The following is a 16,806-nucleotide window of genomic DNA, read 5'->3' as shown; positions in this document are numbered from 1 at the left end:
AATTTCGTGAAAATCAGCGGCAAAATATATTCCTTAGTCGCTATATTAGGGATTGCGGCACTTGTTATTGGTGCCATGGGGGTGTTTGTCACTCTTCGCTATAACAATAAAACGGCCGAATTGATGAATGTGTCGGAACGCGCCTTTCAAGGTGAGCGCCTCAACCGATACGTGACGGCCGTGGTGATGGATGCGCGCGGCATCTACGCCTCCAAGTCGAAAGAAGATGCCGCAAAGTTCGGCACCGGCTTGATGAAAAGCTTGAGCGAAATTGATACAACCCTCGCAACCTGGGAAAAATTAATACCTGCAGATCAAAAGACCAGCTTTAATAGCATGGTTGAGAAAGCATCCGAGTTTCGCAAGTTTCGGACTGAGACGGTGCGCCTGGGCAAAGAGGTTGGCCCTGAAGCGGCCAACGAGCAGGGCAACAACGAGAACAACCGCAACAATCGCAAGCAATTTCAGGCCGAGATTGACAAAATTGTCGATGCCGATAAAGCCCAGCTTGATGCCCTCCAGTCTTCATTGGGCGCGTTTGGCGCGACCATGATGACGTTGATTGCATCCGCCACTGTCCTGTCGATTGTTCTCGGCGTCAGCGTTGGCATGTATATTGGCGTCAGCCAGTTGAGCAGACCGATTACAGGCCTGACAGCCGCCATCAAGCGCGTTGCCAATGGCGAATTTGATGCCGATGTGCCCTATAGTGACCGCTCTGATGAAATTGGCGACATGGCCAAAGCTGTTGTTATTTTCAAAGAAAACGGCTTGCAGGTTCAGCGTCTGAACGCGCAAGAGACGGCCATGCGGGCCAAGAGCGACGATCTGCAGTCGAGCATTTCGGCCGTCGTGGAGGCCGCCGCCAGTGGCGATTTCAGCAAGCGCATCGAAAAGCACTACGACGATGTCAATCTGGATCGGTTTGCCGCCAATATCAACACGCTGCTCACCAGCGTTGATCAGGGCGTTGGCGAAACAGGCCGGGTCATTGCCAGCCTTGCGGCAGGCGATCTGGAACAGAGCATGAAGGGCCAGTTCCGCGGCGTTTTTGCCGAGCTGCAGTCCAACGTCAACAGCACGTTTGAGCGCCTGCGCGAAGTGATTGCCAATATCCGCTTCAAGGCAGATGGCATCCATGGCAATACTGACCAATTGAGCAAGGCGACCAACGATCTGTCACAGCGCACCGAGCGGCAAGCCGCAGCGCTTGAGCAGACGTCTGCCGCTCTTGAGCAAATCACCATCGTAGTACGCAACTCGACGGATCGTACCCAGGAGGCAACCCGGATCGTCTCGGCAGCCAAGGAGGACGCCGCGCAATCGGCTATTGTTGTCGGCAGTGCCGTGGACGCCATGGGCCGAATTGAACAGGCCTCCAACGAGATTTCCAAGATCATCAACGTGATCGATGAAATCGCCTTCCAGACCAATCTTCTGGCGCTCAACGCCGGTGTTGAAGCAGCCCGCGCAGGCGAAGCGGGCAAGGGCTTTGCCGTCGTGGCACAAGAAGTGCGCGAGCTGGCGCAGCGGTCTGCCAATGCCGCCAAGGATATCAAGGCGCTGATCAACAAATCCGGCGAGGAAGTGGGCGGTGGCGTGGCGCTGGTGCAAAAAACCGGCAAGGCACTCTCGGCCATCGAAGCACAGATTTTGGCCATCAACGACCATATCCATTCGATTGCCAGCTCGGCCAAGGAGCAGTCCACCGGTCTGCAAGAGGTTAACACCGCCATCAACCAGATGGATCAGGTGACCCAACAAAACGCCGCGATGGTGGAAGAAACCTCCGCCTCCACCCACAAGCTCTCGCAGGAAGCCGATAGCCTTGCGCGACTGCTGGAGCATTTCAAGGTCAATGATGCCAATCACCAGCGCCGGATGCCAACCGCCGCACCACAGGCCGTGAAAGGGACGGCGCGGCCCGTGCCGTCTCCCGTCCACGCCAAGGTGCAGGCCGTTGCCAAGGCTTTCACAGGCAATAGCAGTTTTAAAAAGGCTGCCAGTACAAATGCAGGTTCTGCAAAGGCCCCGGCTCTGATGAGCGCAACCTCGAATGACAGTTGGGAAGAATTCTAAAGCTTGTCAGGAAAAAGTGTAGACCGGTTTTTGGATGAACCGGCGCATAAGAAACCAACACCGCCGTGCATTTGTAAACGCACGGCGGTGGAATACTTTAGAGTCTGTCAGGTTCAGATTGAACCTGACAGACTCTAAACATCTTTGTTTTCGTTTGTTTTTTCGGGAAAACCGGGTTCCACTTTTCCCTGACAAACTCTAATTCTTGAAGAGTATTTGCAAAAAGGCAATCAGAGATGGACGCCAGACATCCATTTCGTGCTGCAAGTCTGGATATTCATGATACTCGTGAGCGATTTTTTTCTCGTCCAGAATAGCCCGCAAGCCTGCGATATCCTTGCCCGTCACCTGATCTTTTGACCCAACAGTGACGGTAAAATTGCGCAGCATCTTGTTGATTTTGGCCGGATCATTCAAGGCTGCTTCCACCGCCTTGTTCGGCACAGTGGTTGTGGAAACGCCGCTGAAGGTCGCAACCCAGCCAAACGTGCCCAGATGTGAAAGACCCGAAACCAGGGCCTGATACCCGCCTTGCGAAAGCCCCGCCACAGCACGACTGTTGGCGTCGCTGCGGACACGATAATGGCGCTTCATATAAGGAATGAGGTCTTCGATCAGTTCCCGGTCGGCAGCCTCGGCATTGACCGGATAAAATTCCTTGCGGCGCTCAGAACCTGCAACATTTTCAGCAATCGCCTCCGGCACATCGGTTTCCGTATCCGGGATCACCACGATCATCGGTTTGATTTTCTTCTCAGCCAGAAGATTGTCGAGAATTTGCGGTGCCCGCCCCTGCGTGACCCAGGAGGCCACCGTATCACCGAAGCCGTGATAGAGATACAAAACCGGCAGCGGCTTTGATGTGTCGAGATAGCCCGGCGGGGTATAGACATACATTTGCCGCTCGGATTTCAACGCCTTGGAATGCAGCGTCACCAGACGCAGATCACCATGAGGCACATTGCGGGTGTCCAGAATGCTGCCGGGAACGAGAATGAGGCTGGTGTTGACCTGCCGTTGGGGCTTGGGCGCATTGGTGCCGGTATCTATGCTGCGAAAGCCATCAACATTGAAATAATATTCATAAAGATTGGGCTTTAGCGGCTCGGTTTTCACGCTCCACACCCCGTCCTCATTGCGTTGCAGCGCCATGGGGTCACCCGCGCCGAGAACAACCGAGACGGCTTTGGCCGAAGGCGCAAAAAGCCGAAAGGTGATCGACCCATCCTTTTCGACGCTCGTGACAAACCCGTTCAACGGACGATCCGCCGGAGGTGATGCCGGGCGATCAAGAGCAAAGGCCGGAATAGTCACGGCACAACCCGCCGCAAGCAGCAGCGAAAAAAGCAAACGCATGATGAAATATCCTCCACATTCAACATAGCTGGTTCCTCAACCCACGCCAAAGTGACAGATGCGGTGAATATTTCAATGCAAGATAGCCAATTACACGCCGCGCTTGTTGCCCCAGAGCAAAACATGCAGTTGCGGCAGCACGGTGGCCGCAAACCAGCGGTCCTGCATCACCCGATCCACCAGCCAGTGCACACGGCTCATGATCCCATCCATATCAATCACCGCATCAACAGCTTCGGGCGGCGGTGGCGTATGGTTTCCCGGCTGCAAATAGGTCGGAAGATGCGGATAACGCGCACTGGCCGCTTTGGCATAGGCGTAATCGGCCTCATCAAACACAACGAACTTCAGCACCGTTTGCGGCTTAGTGCCAGCTTTGTTCAAACAGTCATCAAGGGCGATCCAATCGGTCTCCATGCCGCTGGATGGCGGCTTGGGCGACAGCACCAGAACGTCCAGATCAGCAAACCAGTCGCGCGCAATCGAGCCTTGGGTTTCCAAAGCAAAGCGATAGCCACGCTGATGACCATGGGCGATCAAACCATCAAGCGGCTGAATGGCCGGATTGCCTCCCGAAAGCGACACCATCAACGGCACGCCACCGGACAGATGCTCCACGTCCGCCCAGATGGCATCAACATCCATCGGCTGCCATGCATCCCGAAACTGGCTGTCAACTGCATGCAGACTATCACACCACGAACAGCGATAATCGCAGCCGCCCGTGCGCACAAACACGGTGGGCTGACCAATCAGCACGCCTTCGCCCTGAATGGTCGGGCCAAAGATTTCGCTAATGCGGATCTGGTTGCCCAGCCCGCTCGCGGATGATGCCCCGCCCGGCTTTTTTTGCGTTTCGCGCCCTCGCACCGCCGATGTGTCCGGAACCTCAGATTCCGTTGTGATCCGGTACATGCTCACACACCTTCCGCCTTGAAGCCGGAGGTGGCAGCACGCCAGAAATCAGGATCTTCATACTCTGTCGGATCAACAACACCGGCCAAATGAAAAGCCTCGCGGCGCTCCACGCAGGTGCCGCAACGGCCGCAATGCCGCGCGCCACCCTTGTAGCATGACCAAGTATCGGCAAAGGGTGTGCCGTATTTCGCCCCCTGCACGACAATCTCAGACTTTGGCACGGTGACGAAAGGCGACAGCAGCGTCACATCAGCATAGCCTTCCAGCGCATGATTTTGCATGGTCTGAAACGCATCAATGAAGCCGGGGCGACAATCGGGATAGATGAAGTGATCGCCACCATGCACGGCAACGGCCACCGCATCGGCCTTTTTGGCCGCTGCCACACCAAAGGCAATGGCCAGCATGATGGCGTTGCGGTTTGGCACCACCGTGATTTTCATGGTTTCTTCGGCGTAATGACCATCGGGCACATCGAGATCATCCGTCAGGGCCGAGCCGGTGAGGCTCTTGCCAATCGTGGTGATATCAATGATCTGATGGGGCACGCCCAGCGCTTTGGCCGCGCGGGCGGCAAATTCCAACTCTTTTTTATGGCGCTGACCGTAATCAAACGACAACAGACCAATCAATTGCTGCTCGCTTGCGATTTTATAGGCAAGCGAAACGGAATCGAGTCCGCCAGAGCAGACGACAAGTGTCTTCATAGTTCTAGTCCTTGTTTTATCCGGGTAGGCTGCGACCGGTGGCGAAAACCAAAGCGCTGATAATCCACAATGGCGGATTTGAAAACCCACCCGAACGGGTAATTGCGCCGCCTTCTCGAAAATCAACCATTGCACTGGCCTGTGCACTGGTAAGTGGCGGTTCAAAAGCCTAGATATAAGGCAGTATTTTGAAGGTTTTGGGGAGTTGTTATGACCGGCTTTGATATTCTCGTCGTTGCTCTTGTGGGCTTCGTCATTCTCGTATTGATGGCAGGGATCAAAACAGTTCCCCAAGGATATCGTTATACCATCGAGCGCTTTGGCCGCTACACCCGCACGCTGGAGCCCGGCCTCAACATCATCGCCCCATTTATCGAGACCATCGGTGCCAAGATGAATGTGATGGAACAGGTGCTGGATGTGCCAACCCAGGAAGTCATCACCAAGGATAACGCCAGCGTCTCTGCCGACGCTGTTGCCTTTTATCAGGTGTTGAACGCCGCCGAGGCCGCCTATCAGGTGGCCAATCTGCAAAACGCCATTCTCAACCTGACCATGACCAATATCCGCTCGGTCATGGGGTCCATGGATCTGGACGAGCTTTTGTCCAACCGCGAAGTGATCAATGATCGGCTGCTGCGGGTGGTGGATGAGGCCGTGCGGCCTTGGGGTATCAAGGTGACGCGCGTTGAAATCAAGGACATTCAGCCACCAACAGATCTGGTGGCTGCCATGGGCCGCCAGATGAAGGCAGAGCGTGAAAAGCGCGCGCAGGTGCTGGAGGCAGAAGGCTTTCGAAATGCCCAGATTTTGCGTGCCGAGGGTGCCAAGCAATCTGCCATTCTGCAAGCCGAAGGCCAGCGTGAAGCGGCCTATCGCGAAGCCGAAGCGCGTGAACGTCTGGCCGAAGCCGAAGCCAAAGCCACAAAAATGGTGTCTGAGGCGATTGCGGCAGGCGATGTGCAGGCCATCAATTACTTCGTAGCCCAGAAATACACCGAGGCAATGTCCACGATTGGCTCTGCTCCAAACTCAAAAATCGTGCTGATGCCGATGGAAGCCTCCTCGCTGATTGGCTCTCTGGGCGGCATTGGTGCCATTGCCCGCGACGTGTTTGGCGATAACGGCCAAGGCAAAACCGGCGCTTCGGCCAAGGCCAATACCACCCCTGCCCGTCCATCACCATCGCGCAGCACGCCTGTCGTGAATCCTTTCACAAAGCCTGAGGAGTAAAGGCCATGCTGCAATGGCTGGTGGATCAACTGGGCCTTTGGAGCTGGTGGATTGCGGGTCTTGCGCTTTTGGCGCTGGAAATGATCATGCCCGGCATGTTTCTGATATGGTTTGGGGTCGGTGCGCTTGCCACCGGCCTGCTATCGCTTTTGTTCTGGGGCGATGGTTTTTGGCCATGGCAGGTGCAGTTTCTGTGCTTTGCCATTTTCTCGGTCATTGCCATTCTGCTCGGGCGCAAACTTGTGCGCTCCGATGCATCACGTAGCGATGAACCCTTGCTCAACCAGCGCACCGCAAGCCTCGTGGGCAGAACCGCAATTCTGGAAGACGCCATCCTTGAGGGCCGAGGCCGCATTCAGCTCGATGGCACCTTCTGGCCCGTAACTGGGCCGGATCTCGCCGCAGGCAAACGCATAAAAATTGTCAGCGCCCGTGGAAGCGACCTGACGGTGGAAGAGATGCAATAATTTTCTGATCAAGATGCTGCGCGGCTTTGCTCTAAACGACCAGGCATGGCGGGCACTGCCCGCCATAGGGCGCACAAATGTTGGCTGTAACTCTTAACATCGGCTGCATAATTCCTTAAACCGATTTCTGTTTAAGGAATTATGCAGCCGAAACCGTAACCGCGCGCTCACCAAATGGGCCAATCAAGAGAAAAGTCGATATGTTGAAATGCACCATTTGCGGACATACAGAGTTCAAGCGCGCGAACGTTCTGTGGCCGCTTTTGATCGAGCAATGGGAAATCAATGCTGAAGAGGTCGATTATATCAACCGTCAGCAGGGTGAGACCTGCACGCATTGTGGCGCAAGCCTGCGGGTGGTTGCCTTGGGCAAGGCCGTTCAGAAAGGGTTGAACGATAACAGACCCCTGAAGGAAATCGCCTCAACGCGCGAACCGGCACGCTGGTTTAAAAAGCCCGCAGAACCGGTGCGCATTCTTGATGTCAATGGTGCCGCAACCATTTCGGATGTGATGTCAGCAATGCCGGGATATATCAGAGGAGATTATCCGGACGTTGACATGATGAACATGTCCTTTGCGGATAACAGCTTCGACATGATCCTGCACTCGGATACACTGGAGCATGTCTCAGATCCTGTTCGAGCGCTTTCGGAATGCCACAGAGTTTTGAAACCGGGCGGCTGCGTGTGCTTTACCATTCCGATGATTGTCGGACGGCTTACGAGATCGCGTGACGGGCTGGAGCCCAGCTATCATGGCGATCCATCCAGCGGCGCAGATGATTGGCGGGTTCACACAGAATTCGGAGCAGATTGCTGGACCTATTTGATCAAGGCAGGATTTTCTGACGTTCGTCTTTTCTCAGTCGAATATCCGGCAGCCCACGCACTCATGGGCGTCAAAGAAGGATGATTCTGCCATCCAACTTCAAGTAAGCGTGGCAATCAAGCCACCCCGATCCGCAACAAATCATGGAAGTGAACGATGCCGCTAGGCATGCCAGCCGCGTCGGTGACGAACAGAGCTGCAATATTATGCTTGTTCAGCATGGCCATGGCGCTGGTGGCCAAGGTATCATGGGCCACGGTCTTGGGGTTGCGGGTCATCACCTCTTCCACCAGCCGCTCACCCAGATTGCGCGACAGGTGACGGGCAATATCGCCATCAGTGATAATCCCGATCAGGCAGCCTGCCTCATCCACAATACCAACACAGCCGAAACGCTTTTGCGATAGCACAGCAACGGCATCGGGCATGGGTGTGCCCTCTGGCACCAGCGGCACCGCATCCCCCACATGCATCATATCGCCGACGTGGGTCAGCATGGCACCCAGCTTGCCGCCGGGATGGAAAACCTTGAAATCATTGGCACCGAAACCCCGTGCCTCCAAAAGCGCCAGCGCTAAGGCATCGCCCATGGCCATTTGCATCATGGTGGAGGTGGTGGGTGCCAAGCCATGCGGACAGGCCTCCTGCACCTTGGGCAGCAGCAGCACAATGTCAGCTTCCCGGGCAAGGGTTGAGGTTTCGCCAGCCGTCACCGCAATCAACGGAATGGAAAAGCGGCGGGTAAACGAGATAATGCCTCGCAATTCGCTGCTCTCACCACCCCAGGACAGGGCAATCACCACATCGTCCGGGCCAATCATGCCGAGATCGCCATGGTTGGCTTCCACCGGATGAATGAAGAAGGCAGGCGTGCCGGTGGAGGCAAAGGTGGCTGCAATCTTGCCGCCAATGTGATGGCTTTTGCCAACGCCGGTTAAAATAACCCGGCCAGAGCTTTTGCCAATCGCCTTGATGGCTTCACAAAACGCGCCTGCGAGTTGGCCTTCAAACGCCTCCCCCAGCGCCGCCAAACCACTTTGTTCGGTGGAGACCACACGCACGGCAGTTTTCACTGCCGTTGCTTCTACGAGTTTTACATCGAGCTTGTTCATGGCTGTCAAATAACGCCAACTTGCGTTTCTGTCCATTCACCTTGTCAAGCACGCAGCAGAAAAACGACCACTTTCTCTATACGAATAATTAACCATGGCAATTTACGTTTCGGTAATACTAAGGCCGTTCAGAAATGAGTCGTGATGACAAAGAGACGTAAACCTGCCGCAGAGCGGCCCAAGCGCGCATATTCCTATGCGCTGCTAGGTGCGTGCGCGTTAAGCGGCTTGCTCTTTTCGTCCCCCGGCATTGCCCAGCAGGCCGCCAATATGCTGGGCTTGCGCGGATCGACCTCGACCACGACACCCGTCACGGATGGGGCAAGCACCGACCCCGCAACACCAGACACGACAAATACACCACCCGCCAGCCGCACCAACCGCGATGACGAGACCACGACGCTTGATAGCGACAGCTTTCGCCGCATCACCAATGACGCGCTGGATGCCAATCGGCTCAATCTGCGTCAATCGGCTCTGGATGATCGGCGAAGCCTGAAGAAAACCAATGACGATGGCACTGGCATTCGCTTGGGCACGATGATTTTACGCCCCGAAGTCTCGCAAGGGGTCAGCGTTGAGCGCAAATCCGACAGCAGCGGCAACCGCCAGAACACCACCTTTTGGGACAATGGCCTGAAGGGAACGCTCACCTCCGACTGGTCGCGCCATGAGCTGACCGTGACCGGCAACGGCCTATGGCGGCAACGCATTGCCGGTGATCGGGACAATGATCCTTCGGGCCAGGTGAATGCCGCACTGCGGCTGGATCTGGCCGACGACTTGGCGGCACGGCTCACCACGGGTTATGCCTATAGCCGCGAGAGCAACACCGATCCCAACGCCATTCGCAATGCGCTGGTGCAATCAGGTGTCGGCCAGTTTACGGCGGGTGCGGTGTTATCGCGCGACGTTGGCAAGCTCAGAGGCTCGCTTGGGCTTCAGTTCCAGCGCTGGACCTATAGCAATGCTCAACTGAGCGACGGCAGCACGCTGTCCAATTCGGATCGAAACCGCAATACGGTGACGGTCTCGTCACGCCTTGGCTATGAAATTTCTCCAGCCTTCACGCCCTTTGTCGAGGTCTCAGTTGGCAAAACCCGCTATGACCAAACATCCGATAGCGCGGGCTATCAGCGCTCCGGCAATATCTATGGCGCAAAGGCCGGTATCTCGTCCGATATGGGTGAAAAACTGCGGGGCGAGGTGGCCATTGGCTATGAGCATGCAAGCTTTGATGATGCCCGCCTGGATGGCATGGGGGCGATGACGCTGGACAGCACGGTCAATTGGTCACCCCGGCGCGGCACCGATGTGGCACTTGGCTTTGGCACCTCGATTGAGCCCTCGACCACGGCAGGCATAAGCGGTGATGTCGCCTATGCGCTCACCGCCGCTGTTACCCATGAATTGCGCGAAAACCTTATCGCCCGGCTTTCCGGAGGCACCACCTGGCGCAATTATGACAGTGCCAGCCAGCTCAACAGCATCTATTACACCGCAGGCGCTGGCCTGACCTATCGCATCAACCGCTATCTCGATCTGACTGCCGATCTGGCCTGGGCGCGCACCTCAAACGACAATGGCAGCAGCGACAGATCCTTGACGGCGGGCGTTGGCCTGACCTTGAAGCGATAATAAAAAAGCCGCCACCCGATGAGGTGACGGCTCTTTGGTTCGATCGCTTCGCTGCTTATTTCAGCGCCGCCAAAATGGCCTTCAACGGCTCTTCGATCTGAGAGCGAATGTCTTCGCGCTCGATTGCAAAGGCAACGTTGGCCAGAATAAAGCCGTCCTTGGCACCACAGTCATAGGTATCGCCCTTGAAGTGGTAGCCCGCGAAATCCTGATGCTTGGCCAGCTTCAGCATGCCGTCGGTCAGCTGAATTTCATTGCCGGCACCGCGCTCCTGCGTTTCCAGAATCTTGAAGATTTCCGGCTGCAAAATGTAGCGACCATTGATGAAAAAGTTGGACGGTGCGGTGCCTTTGGCTGGCTTTTCCACCATTTCGGTGATCTTGAAGCCGCCTTCCAGCGCTTCACCCACGCCGACAATGCCGTATTTATGCGCTTGATCCGGCGCACATTCTTCAACGGCCACGATGTTGCCGCCGGTCTTGTTGTAAAGCTCGACCATACCTTTCATGCAGCCTTTATCGCCACGCATGATCATGTCGGGCAACAACAGTGCAAAGGGCTCGTGGCCAACAATATCACGCGAACACCAGACCGCGTGGCCAAGGCCCAGAGGCTCTTGCTGGCGGGTGAAGCTTGCGGAACCAGCCACGGGCAAAAGGCCGGACAGAAGTGTCAGCTCGGCATTTTTGTTGCGCGCCTTCAGCGTCTGCTCCAGCTCGAACTGGATATCGAAATAGTCTTCGATCACGCCTTTGCCGCGGCCGGTAATGAACACAAAATGCTCAATACCTGCTTCTGCCGCCTCATCAACGACATATTGAATGACAGGCTTGTCCACAACGGTGAGCATTTCCTTCGGCACAGCTTTTGTGGCCGGCAGGAAGCGCGTGCCAAGACCGGCAACGGGAAAGACGGCCTTACGAAGTTTCTTCTGTTGTCCCACACATTCCTCCTGGAGGATTATCAGCACTGCTAGAATTGCAGACGCCCCGATTACTAAAGATTTGCGAAGAAATTGCAAATCCGTTTGCGATTTCTCTAAATTGGTAAAGAATTTGTTGAGAGTATGGTCATACTCTCGAACATCAACGCCATTGAACGATCTGGCACCCCAAACATTTGGCCCACACAAACGACGGATTGAGAAGCCAATGACACGAATTCGCCGCCTCCCGGCAATCGCAATTGCCATGATGGTTGCATGCCTGCCACTTGAAGCTCATGCCGACGCTGGTTTTCGCAAATGGGTTCGCGATTTTTATCCAACGGCTGCGGCCAGCGGAATCACGGCCACCACCTATAACCGCGCCTTTGCCAAGGTGAGCGAGCCAGACCCCGAGGTCTTGCAAAAGGCGGGCTATCAGCCGGAATTCAAATCGGAAGTGTGGGATTATCTCGACAGCCGGGTTAACCCTTATACTGTCAAGATTGGCCGTGAAATGCTGGCAAAGCATGGCCGCACGCTCAACGCCATTGAGAAGCATTTTGGTGTGGATAAGCACATTCTGCTGGCGATCTGGTCGATGGAGAGCAATTACGGTGCCGTTCTCGAAAAGGACGAGCGCTTGCATTATGTGCCGCAAGCTTTGGCAACGCTGGCCTATGCCGATCCCAAGCGCGCTGGTTTTGCCCGCAAGCAATTGATTGCCGCGCTGAAAATTTTGCAAAATGGCGATGTCAGTCCAAAGGAAATGACCGGTTCCTGGGCTGGTGCCATGGGCCACACACAATTTATCCCCACCAGCTATCTGCTTTATGCCGTCGATGCCGATGGCAATGGCCACAAAGACATCTGGAACTCCATTCCCGATGCGCTGGCCACCTCTGCCAATCTTCTGGCCAAAAACGGTTGGAACACCGGCAAGACCTGGGGCTATGAAGCCGTGGTGCCCCATGGGGGCGGCAAATATGCGGGCAAGACCATGACATTGCGCCAATGGCAGCAACTTGGCTTTGTGCGCCCCAACGGCAAAGGGTTTTCAAGCCCCGGCGACCGGGCACAGCTGAAGTTGCTGGCAGGAAGCAACGGACCGGGTTTTCTCATGACCTCCAATTTCTTCACCATCAAGAAATACAATGCCGCCGACACCTATGCGCTGGCCGTTGGCCTTCTGGCGGATGAAATCGCAGGCTATGGCGGCATGCAGCAAAAATGGCCGCGCCCGAATGGCACGCTGGACATCAAGGAAAAGTTCGAGCTACAAACGCGCATGAAAGCGCTTGGTTATTATGATGGCGAGGTTGATGGTAATTTTGGCTCCGGCTCAAAAGCCGCCATTTCGGCCATTCAACAACGCATCGGCATGCAGGCCAATGGCGAGCCATCCAAGCCGTTGCTCGATGTCCTGCGCAGGCATCGATAATCGTTTGACCACGCCCGGGAACACCAGATGACACGCCGCAAATGCACCGTTCCATATCTGTTACGGCTCGCTCGCTTGCTCCTGGCTGTGTTGCTGGTCTCCGGCGTGCTTGCTGATGCGGCAAGCGCACAAGATTATCCGCGTCGGCGCACCTTGCTGGATTTTCTGTTTGGCAGCTCCGCCCCGGAGCAGCCACGCTACATGCCAAGAGGTCCTGAGCCACGCGCCCCGCTTGCACCGCGCACCCGCAAGAAAACGGTATCGAAACCCGCCACGCCGGTAGCGCGCACGCCAGCCCTTGCCGCACCGGCACCACCTCAGGGGCCGGCCAAGATTGAGAATGCCAAGAAAATTCTGGTCATTGGCGATTTCTTCGCCAATGCGCTTGGCGATGGCCTCGAAGAAGCGTTTCGGGACGCTCCCGGCACACAGATCGAAACCCGGAGCAACGGATCATCCGGGCTGGTGCGCGATGATTATTTTGACTGGCGCAGGCAATTGCCCAAAATGCTCGACGAGGTCAAACCCGCCATTGTGGTGGTGGATCTGGGCACCAATGATCGTCAGCAGATGACGGCCAGCGGCAATGACCAGCGCTTTCCTTCCGATGGCTGGTTTACCGAATACGAAAAGCGGGTCGACGGTATCGTCAAAATCCTGACCAACCGCAAGATTCCCGTGATCTGGGTGGGGCTGCCGCCGGTCAAATCCCCCGGCATGTCGGCCGATCTGGTGAAATTCAACGCCATTTATCGCAAAGCCACCGAACAGGCGGGTGGCGAATTCATCGACATCTGGGATGGTTTCGTCGACGAAAACGGCGCTTTTGTTTTGACCGGATCGGATGTGAACGGCCAGCAGGCGCGTCTTCGTGGGCAAGACGGCATCAGCATGACCGATGCTGGTAAACGCAAGATGGCCTTTTATCTGGAAAAAACCGCCCGCAAATATCTGGGCGATATGGCAAGCCCCGGCCTTGTGCGTCTTGATGCCACCAGCCTGCCCGAATTGACCGCGCCACAGCCGCCCAAAGACAATCCCGACAGCATCCCACCCATGAAAATCTCCGATCCCGCGTTGGATGGTGGTTCCGTACTGCTGGGCGGCAAGGAAAAGCCAAGCGCCAACAAGACCCCTTCTCCGCGCGACCTGCTTGTGAGCACCGGACTGATGCCCACAGCCCCCGCAGGCCGCGTTGATGATTATCGCGTGACCGATACATCACAAAACAGTAAGTGACGGCGGCCAAACCTGCACCATATTATGCTTCGCACATCAGGTGTCTTGCTGCCGATGGTTGGTCTTGCCAGTGCAGCCTTCGGCGTTGCTTCTGATCTGCGGCCTTAGCCCGGCGCCACCATCGCCGCGCGCCCGCGACAGACGGGTTCGTGCGCTGAACCCCTAATGTAGAGCAAATTATTCCCCTGAATTCTCCGGGGTCGCAATCTGTTGGCTTACGCACAACGCATCATTATTCTACTATTTCCATAGATTAATATCCATCGCTGAAGCCGACATCACCCTCGGCACGGCTGGCATACGACAACACGTCTTGGGAACCTGAAGGAGAACGACATGTCGCAGACAGCAGCAGAACCATTGAAATTTGCCTATTGGGTGCCGAATGTCTCCGGCGGGCTGGTGATCAGCTCGATCGAGCAGCGCACCAGCTGGGATATTGATTATAACCGCAAGCTTGCGCAAATCGCCGAAGCCAGCGGCTTTGATTATGCCCTCAGCCAGATCCGCTTCACGGCAGGCTATGGTGCCGATAGCCAGCATGAATCGGTCTCTTTCTCGCACGCCCTTTTGGCCGCCACTGAAAAGTTGCGGGTGATTGCGGCCGTGTTGCCCGGCCCGTGGCACCCTGCCCTTTTGGCCAAACAGATCGCCACCATCAGCCAGCTGACCAATGGCCGGGTGGATGTCAACGTGGTGTCCGGGTGGTTCCGGGGCGAGTTTGCCGCCATTGGCGAGCCATGGCTGGACCACGATGAGCGCTATCGCCGCTCGGAAGAGTTTATTCGCGCCATTCGTGGCATCTGGACAGAAGAGAGTTTCAATCTGCGCGGCGATTTTTATCGCTTCAATGATTACGCGGTAAAGCCCAAGCCGATTGGCCAGCCGCAGGTTTTCCAGGGCGGGTCATCGCGTGCGGCCCGCGATATGGCGGCCCGCGTGTCGGATTGGTATTTCACCAATGGCAACACGCCCGAAGGGTTGAGAGCGCAGGTGGATGACATCCGCACCAAGGAAAAGACCTTTGGTAAGAGCTGGCGCACCAAAGTTGGCATAAACTCCTTTGGCATTGTGCGCGAGACCGAGCAGGAAGCCAAAGCCGTTCTGAACGAGATTATTGAAAAAGCCATTCCGCAGGCGGTTCAAGGCTTTCACCATGAAGTGCAAAACGCGGGCAATGCGTCGCCGGAAAGGGAGGGGAATTGGGCCAAATCCACTTTGGAAGATCTGGTGCAATACAATGACGGCTTCCGCTCCAACCTGATTGGCACGCCAGAACAGGTGGCAGAGCGGATTATTGGCCTCAAGCGCGCCGGGGCCGATCTCATCCTGCTGGGCTTTTTGCATTTTCAAGAAGAGGTCGAGTATTTCGGCAAGCATGTTTTGCCGCTGGTGCGCGAGCTGGAAGCCAATGAGGCTCAGGCCTCGATTGCCGCTGAGTGAGTGTTCAAAAGGATTTGTATCATGACCTTGCATCAACAGATCGATAAAGCCGCTGGCGTTCCGGCCATTGCCAGACCATCAGAGCCAGCTCATATCATTACAACCGATGCCGAAGCCATTGAGATTGCCCACAAGCTGGCTAACGACTTCATCAAAGACGCGGCCAAGCGTGACCGCGACCGTATCTGGCCCGTGGCAGAACTGGATGCGTTTTCGCAAAGCGGCCTGTGGTCTATCAATGTGCCGAAAGCCTTTGGTGGGCCGGAACTATCCTATGGGACGCTGTCCAAAGTGATCGAGATCATCTCGGCAGCCGATTCCTCCATTGGCCAGATTGCCCAGAACCATCTCGGCGTGGTGGCGGCCATTCGCACCGTGTCTGATCTCGATCAGCAAAAACTGCTGTTTGGCGAAGTGCTGAAAGGCACACGCTTTGGCAATGCGTTTTCAGAGTTTGGCTCCAAACGCGCCGTGGATTTTGAAACCACCTTCACCGATCACGGCGACCATGTGATCGTCAATGGCCGGAAATTCTACTCTTCCGGTGCTTTGCTGGCCCATAAGGTGCCGATTGTGGCCCTCGATGACCAAGGTCGTGCATGGTATGCCATTGCTGATCGCTCCGCGCCGGGGCTGACCGTGATTGATGACTGGTCCAGCTTTGGTCAGCGCACCACGCTGTCTGGCACCGTCATTCTGGACAATGTGCGGGTGGACAAAGCCTGGCTGGTGCCCGGCTATAAAGGCTATGAAGTGCCAACCGCCGATGGGGCGATTTTCCAGATCATTCAGGTGGCGGTGGATACCGGCATTGCCAAGGCAGCCATTGATGAAACGGTCAATTTCGTACGCCACAAAAGCCGCGCCTGGGTGGATAGCGGTCTCGACCATGCCTATGACGATCCTTATACCATTCAGGCCGTGGGTGGGCTGACGCTGCGCCTGCATGCAGCCCAAGCGCTTTTGGAAAAGGCTGGCCTTGCCATTGATGCCGCCGTTGCCCATCCCACAGCGGAGACGGTGGCGCATGCCCAGATCACCACGGCGGAAGCCAAGATTCTGTCCACCGAAGTGGCCATTGAGGCCACCAACAAGCTGTTTGAGCTGGCAGGCACCCGCTCAACCCTGGCGGAATATAACCTCGACCGCCATTGGCGCAATGCCCGCACCCACACGCTGCATGATCCGGTGCGGTGGAAATATTCCATTCTGGGAAAATACTTCCTCAATGGCGAAAAGCCACCGCTGCATGCCTGGAGTTGACGCGCCAAACGTAAGTACAGAACACACACGCTTTACCACGCGGCGTACCCCCTCTGCCCGGCAAGCCAGAGGGGGGTGAACCACCCCCCAAAACCGCCCAGTTGAATCACGCATATGTAAAGCAACAAAAAGGGGCCAATCGGCCCCTTTTCCAATCC

General features: G+C 56.0%; 14 protein-coding genes. 9 read left to right on the top strand and 5 right to left on the bottom strand.

From position 1 onward, the window contains the following. The first annotated feature begins 6 nt into the window (after positions 1–6). The gene (locus tag BJF95_RS11280) at positions 7–2,079 is read left to right on the top strand and encodes a methyl-accepting chemotaxis protein (protein WP_075639571.1); all 2,073 of its coding nucleotides are present in this window, start codon (positions 7–9) and stop codon (positions 2,077–2,079) included. Between the two features lie 198 nt (positions 2,080–2,277). On the opposite strand, the gene BJF95_RS11275 is transcribed toward BJF95_RS11280, so the two are convergent. The 3 genes from BJF95_RS11275 to queC all read right to left on the bottom strand — a co-directional run bounded on the left by BJF95_RS11275 (position 2,278) and on the right by queC (position 5,060). After that, positions 2,278–3,435, bottom strand: coding sequence for an esterase (locus BJF95_RS11275; protein WP_075639570.1), 1,158 nt, complete (start codon positions 3,433–3,435; stop codon positions 2,278–2,280). Between the two features lie 90 nt (positions 3,436–3,525). Beyond that, positions 3,526–4,350, bottom strand: a complete 825-nt coding sequence (gene queE, locus BJF95_RS11270; RefSeq protein WP_083638792.1) for a 7-carboxy-7-deazaguanine synthase QueE — start codon at positions 4,348–4,350, stop codon at positions 3,526–3,528. A 2-nt stretch (positions 4,351–4,352) separates the two neighbouring features. Then, positions 4,353–5,060: a 7-cyano-7-deazaguanine synthase QueC gene (gene queC / locus BJF95_RS11265; RefSeq protein ID WP_075639569.1), complete on the bottom strand. Its 708-nt coding sequence runs from the start codon at positions 5,058–5,060 to the stop codon at positions 4,353–4,355. A gap of 210 nt (positions 5,061–5,270) precedes the next feature. Here queC and BJF95_RS11260 point away from each other — a divergent pair, with 210 nt between their 5' ends. The 3 genes from BJF95_RS11260 (at position 5,271) to BJF95_RS11250 (ending at position 7,674) form a co-directional block, all read left to right on the top strand. After that, positions 5,271–6,293 carry an SPFH domain-containing protein gene (locus BJF95_RS11260; protein ID WP_075639568.1) on the top strand — a complete coding sequence of 341 codons (1,023 nt, stop codon included), beginning with the start codon at positions 5,271–5,273 and terminating at the stop codon, positions 6,291–6,293. A gap of 5 nt (positions 6,294–6,298) precedes the next feature. Beyond that, entirely contained in the window at positions 6,299–6,760 is a 462-nt protein-coding gene (locus BJF95_RS11255) for an NfeD family protein (RefSeq protein ID WP_075639567.1), read from the top strand. 200 nt (positions 6,761–6,960) lie between these two features. Beyond that, positions 6,961–7,674: a class I SAM-dependent methyltransferase gene (locus BJF95_RS11250; RefSeq protein ID WP_075639566.1), complete on the top strand. Its 714-nt coding sequence runs from the start codon at positions 6,961–6,963 to the stop codon at positions 7,672–7,674. A gap of 32 nt (positions 7,675–7,706) precedes the next feature. Here the strand turns inward: BJF95_RS11250 and BJF95_RS11245 are convergent, their stop codons facing one another. After that, entirely contained in the window at positions 7,707–8,702 is a 996-nt protein-coding gene (locus BJF95_RS11245; protein ID WP_075640285.1) for a KpsF/GutQ family sugar-phosphate isomerase, read from the bottom strand. Between the two features lie 144 nt (positions 8,703–8,846). On the opposite strand from BJF95_RS11245, the gene BJF95_RS11240 reads away from it, so the two are divergent. Next, positions 8,847–10,340, top strand: a complete 1,494-nt coding sequence (locus BJF95_RS11240) for an outer membrane beta-barrel protein (RefSeq protein ID WP_075639565.1) — start codon at positions 8,847–8,849, stop codon at positions 10,338–10,340. A 55-nt stretch (positions 10,341–10,395) separates the two neighbouring features. Here the strand turns inward: BJF95_RS11240 and galU are convergent, their stop codons facing one another. Then, a complete protein-coding gene (galU, locus tag BJF95_RS11235; RefSeq protein WP_075639564.1) occupies positions 10,396–11,283 on the bottom strand; it encodes a UTP--glucose-1-phosphate uridylyltransferase GalU in 888 nt (295 codons plus the stop codon). A 247-nt stretch (positions 11,284–11,530) separates the two neighbouring features. On the opposite strand from galU, the gene BJF95_RS11230 reads away from it, so the two are divergent. From BJF95_RS11230 to BJF95_RS11215, 4 genes are all read left to right on the top strand, one after another. Further along, on the top strand, positions 11,531–12,703 hold the full coding sequence (locus tag BJF95_RS11230) for a lytic murein transglycosylase (RefSeq protein ID WP_425348694.1): 1,173 nt from the start codon (positions 11,531–11,533) through the stop codon (positions 12,701–12,703). A gap of 27 nt (positions 12,704–12,730) precedes the next feature. Beyond that, positions 12,731–13,942 (top strand): SGNH/GDSL hydrolase family protein, encoded by a 1,212-nt coding sequence (locus BJF95_RS11225; RefSeq protein WP_075639562.1) that lies wholly within the window; start codon positions 12,731–12,733, stop codon positions 13,940–13,942. A 336-nt stretch (positions 13,943–14,278) separates the two neighbouring features. Then, positions 14,279–15,385 carry a dimethylsulfone monooxygenase SfnG gene (gene sfnG / locus BJF95_RS11220; RefSeq protein ID WP_075639561.1) on the top strand — a complete coding sequence of 369 codons (1,107 nt, stop codon included), beginning with the start codon at positions 14,279–14,281 and terminating at the stop codon, positions 15,383–15,385. Between the two features lie 21 nt (positions 15,386–15,406). Then, positions 15,407–16,648, top strand: coding sequence for an SfnB family sulfur acquisition oxidoreductase (locus BJF95_RS11215; protein ID WP_075639560.1), 1,242 nt, complete (start codon positions 15,407–15,409; stop codon positions 16,646–16,648). The last annotated feature ends 158 nt before the right edge of the window (positions 16,649–16,806 follow it).

The sequence above is a fragment of the Rhizobium oryziradicis genome (assembly GCF_001939045.1).
GTDB lineage: Bacteria > Pseudomonadota > Alphaproteobacteria > Rhizobiales > Rhizobiaceae > Allorhizobium > Allorhizobium oryziradicis.
Note: the sequence above shows the minus strand (reverse complement) of the source record. Positions and strands in the feature narration are given on the sequence as shown.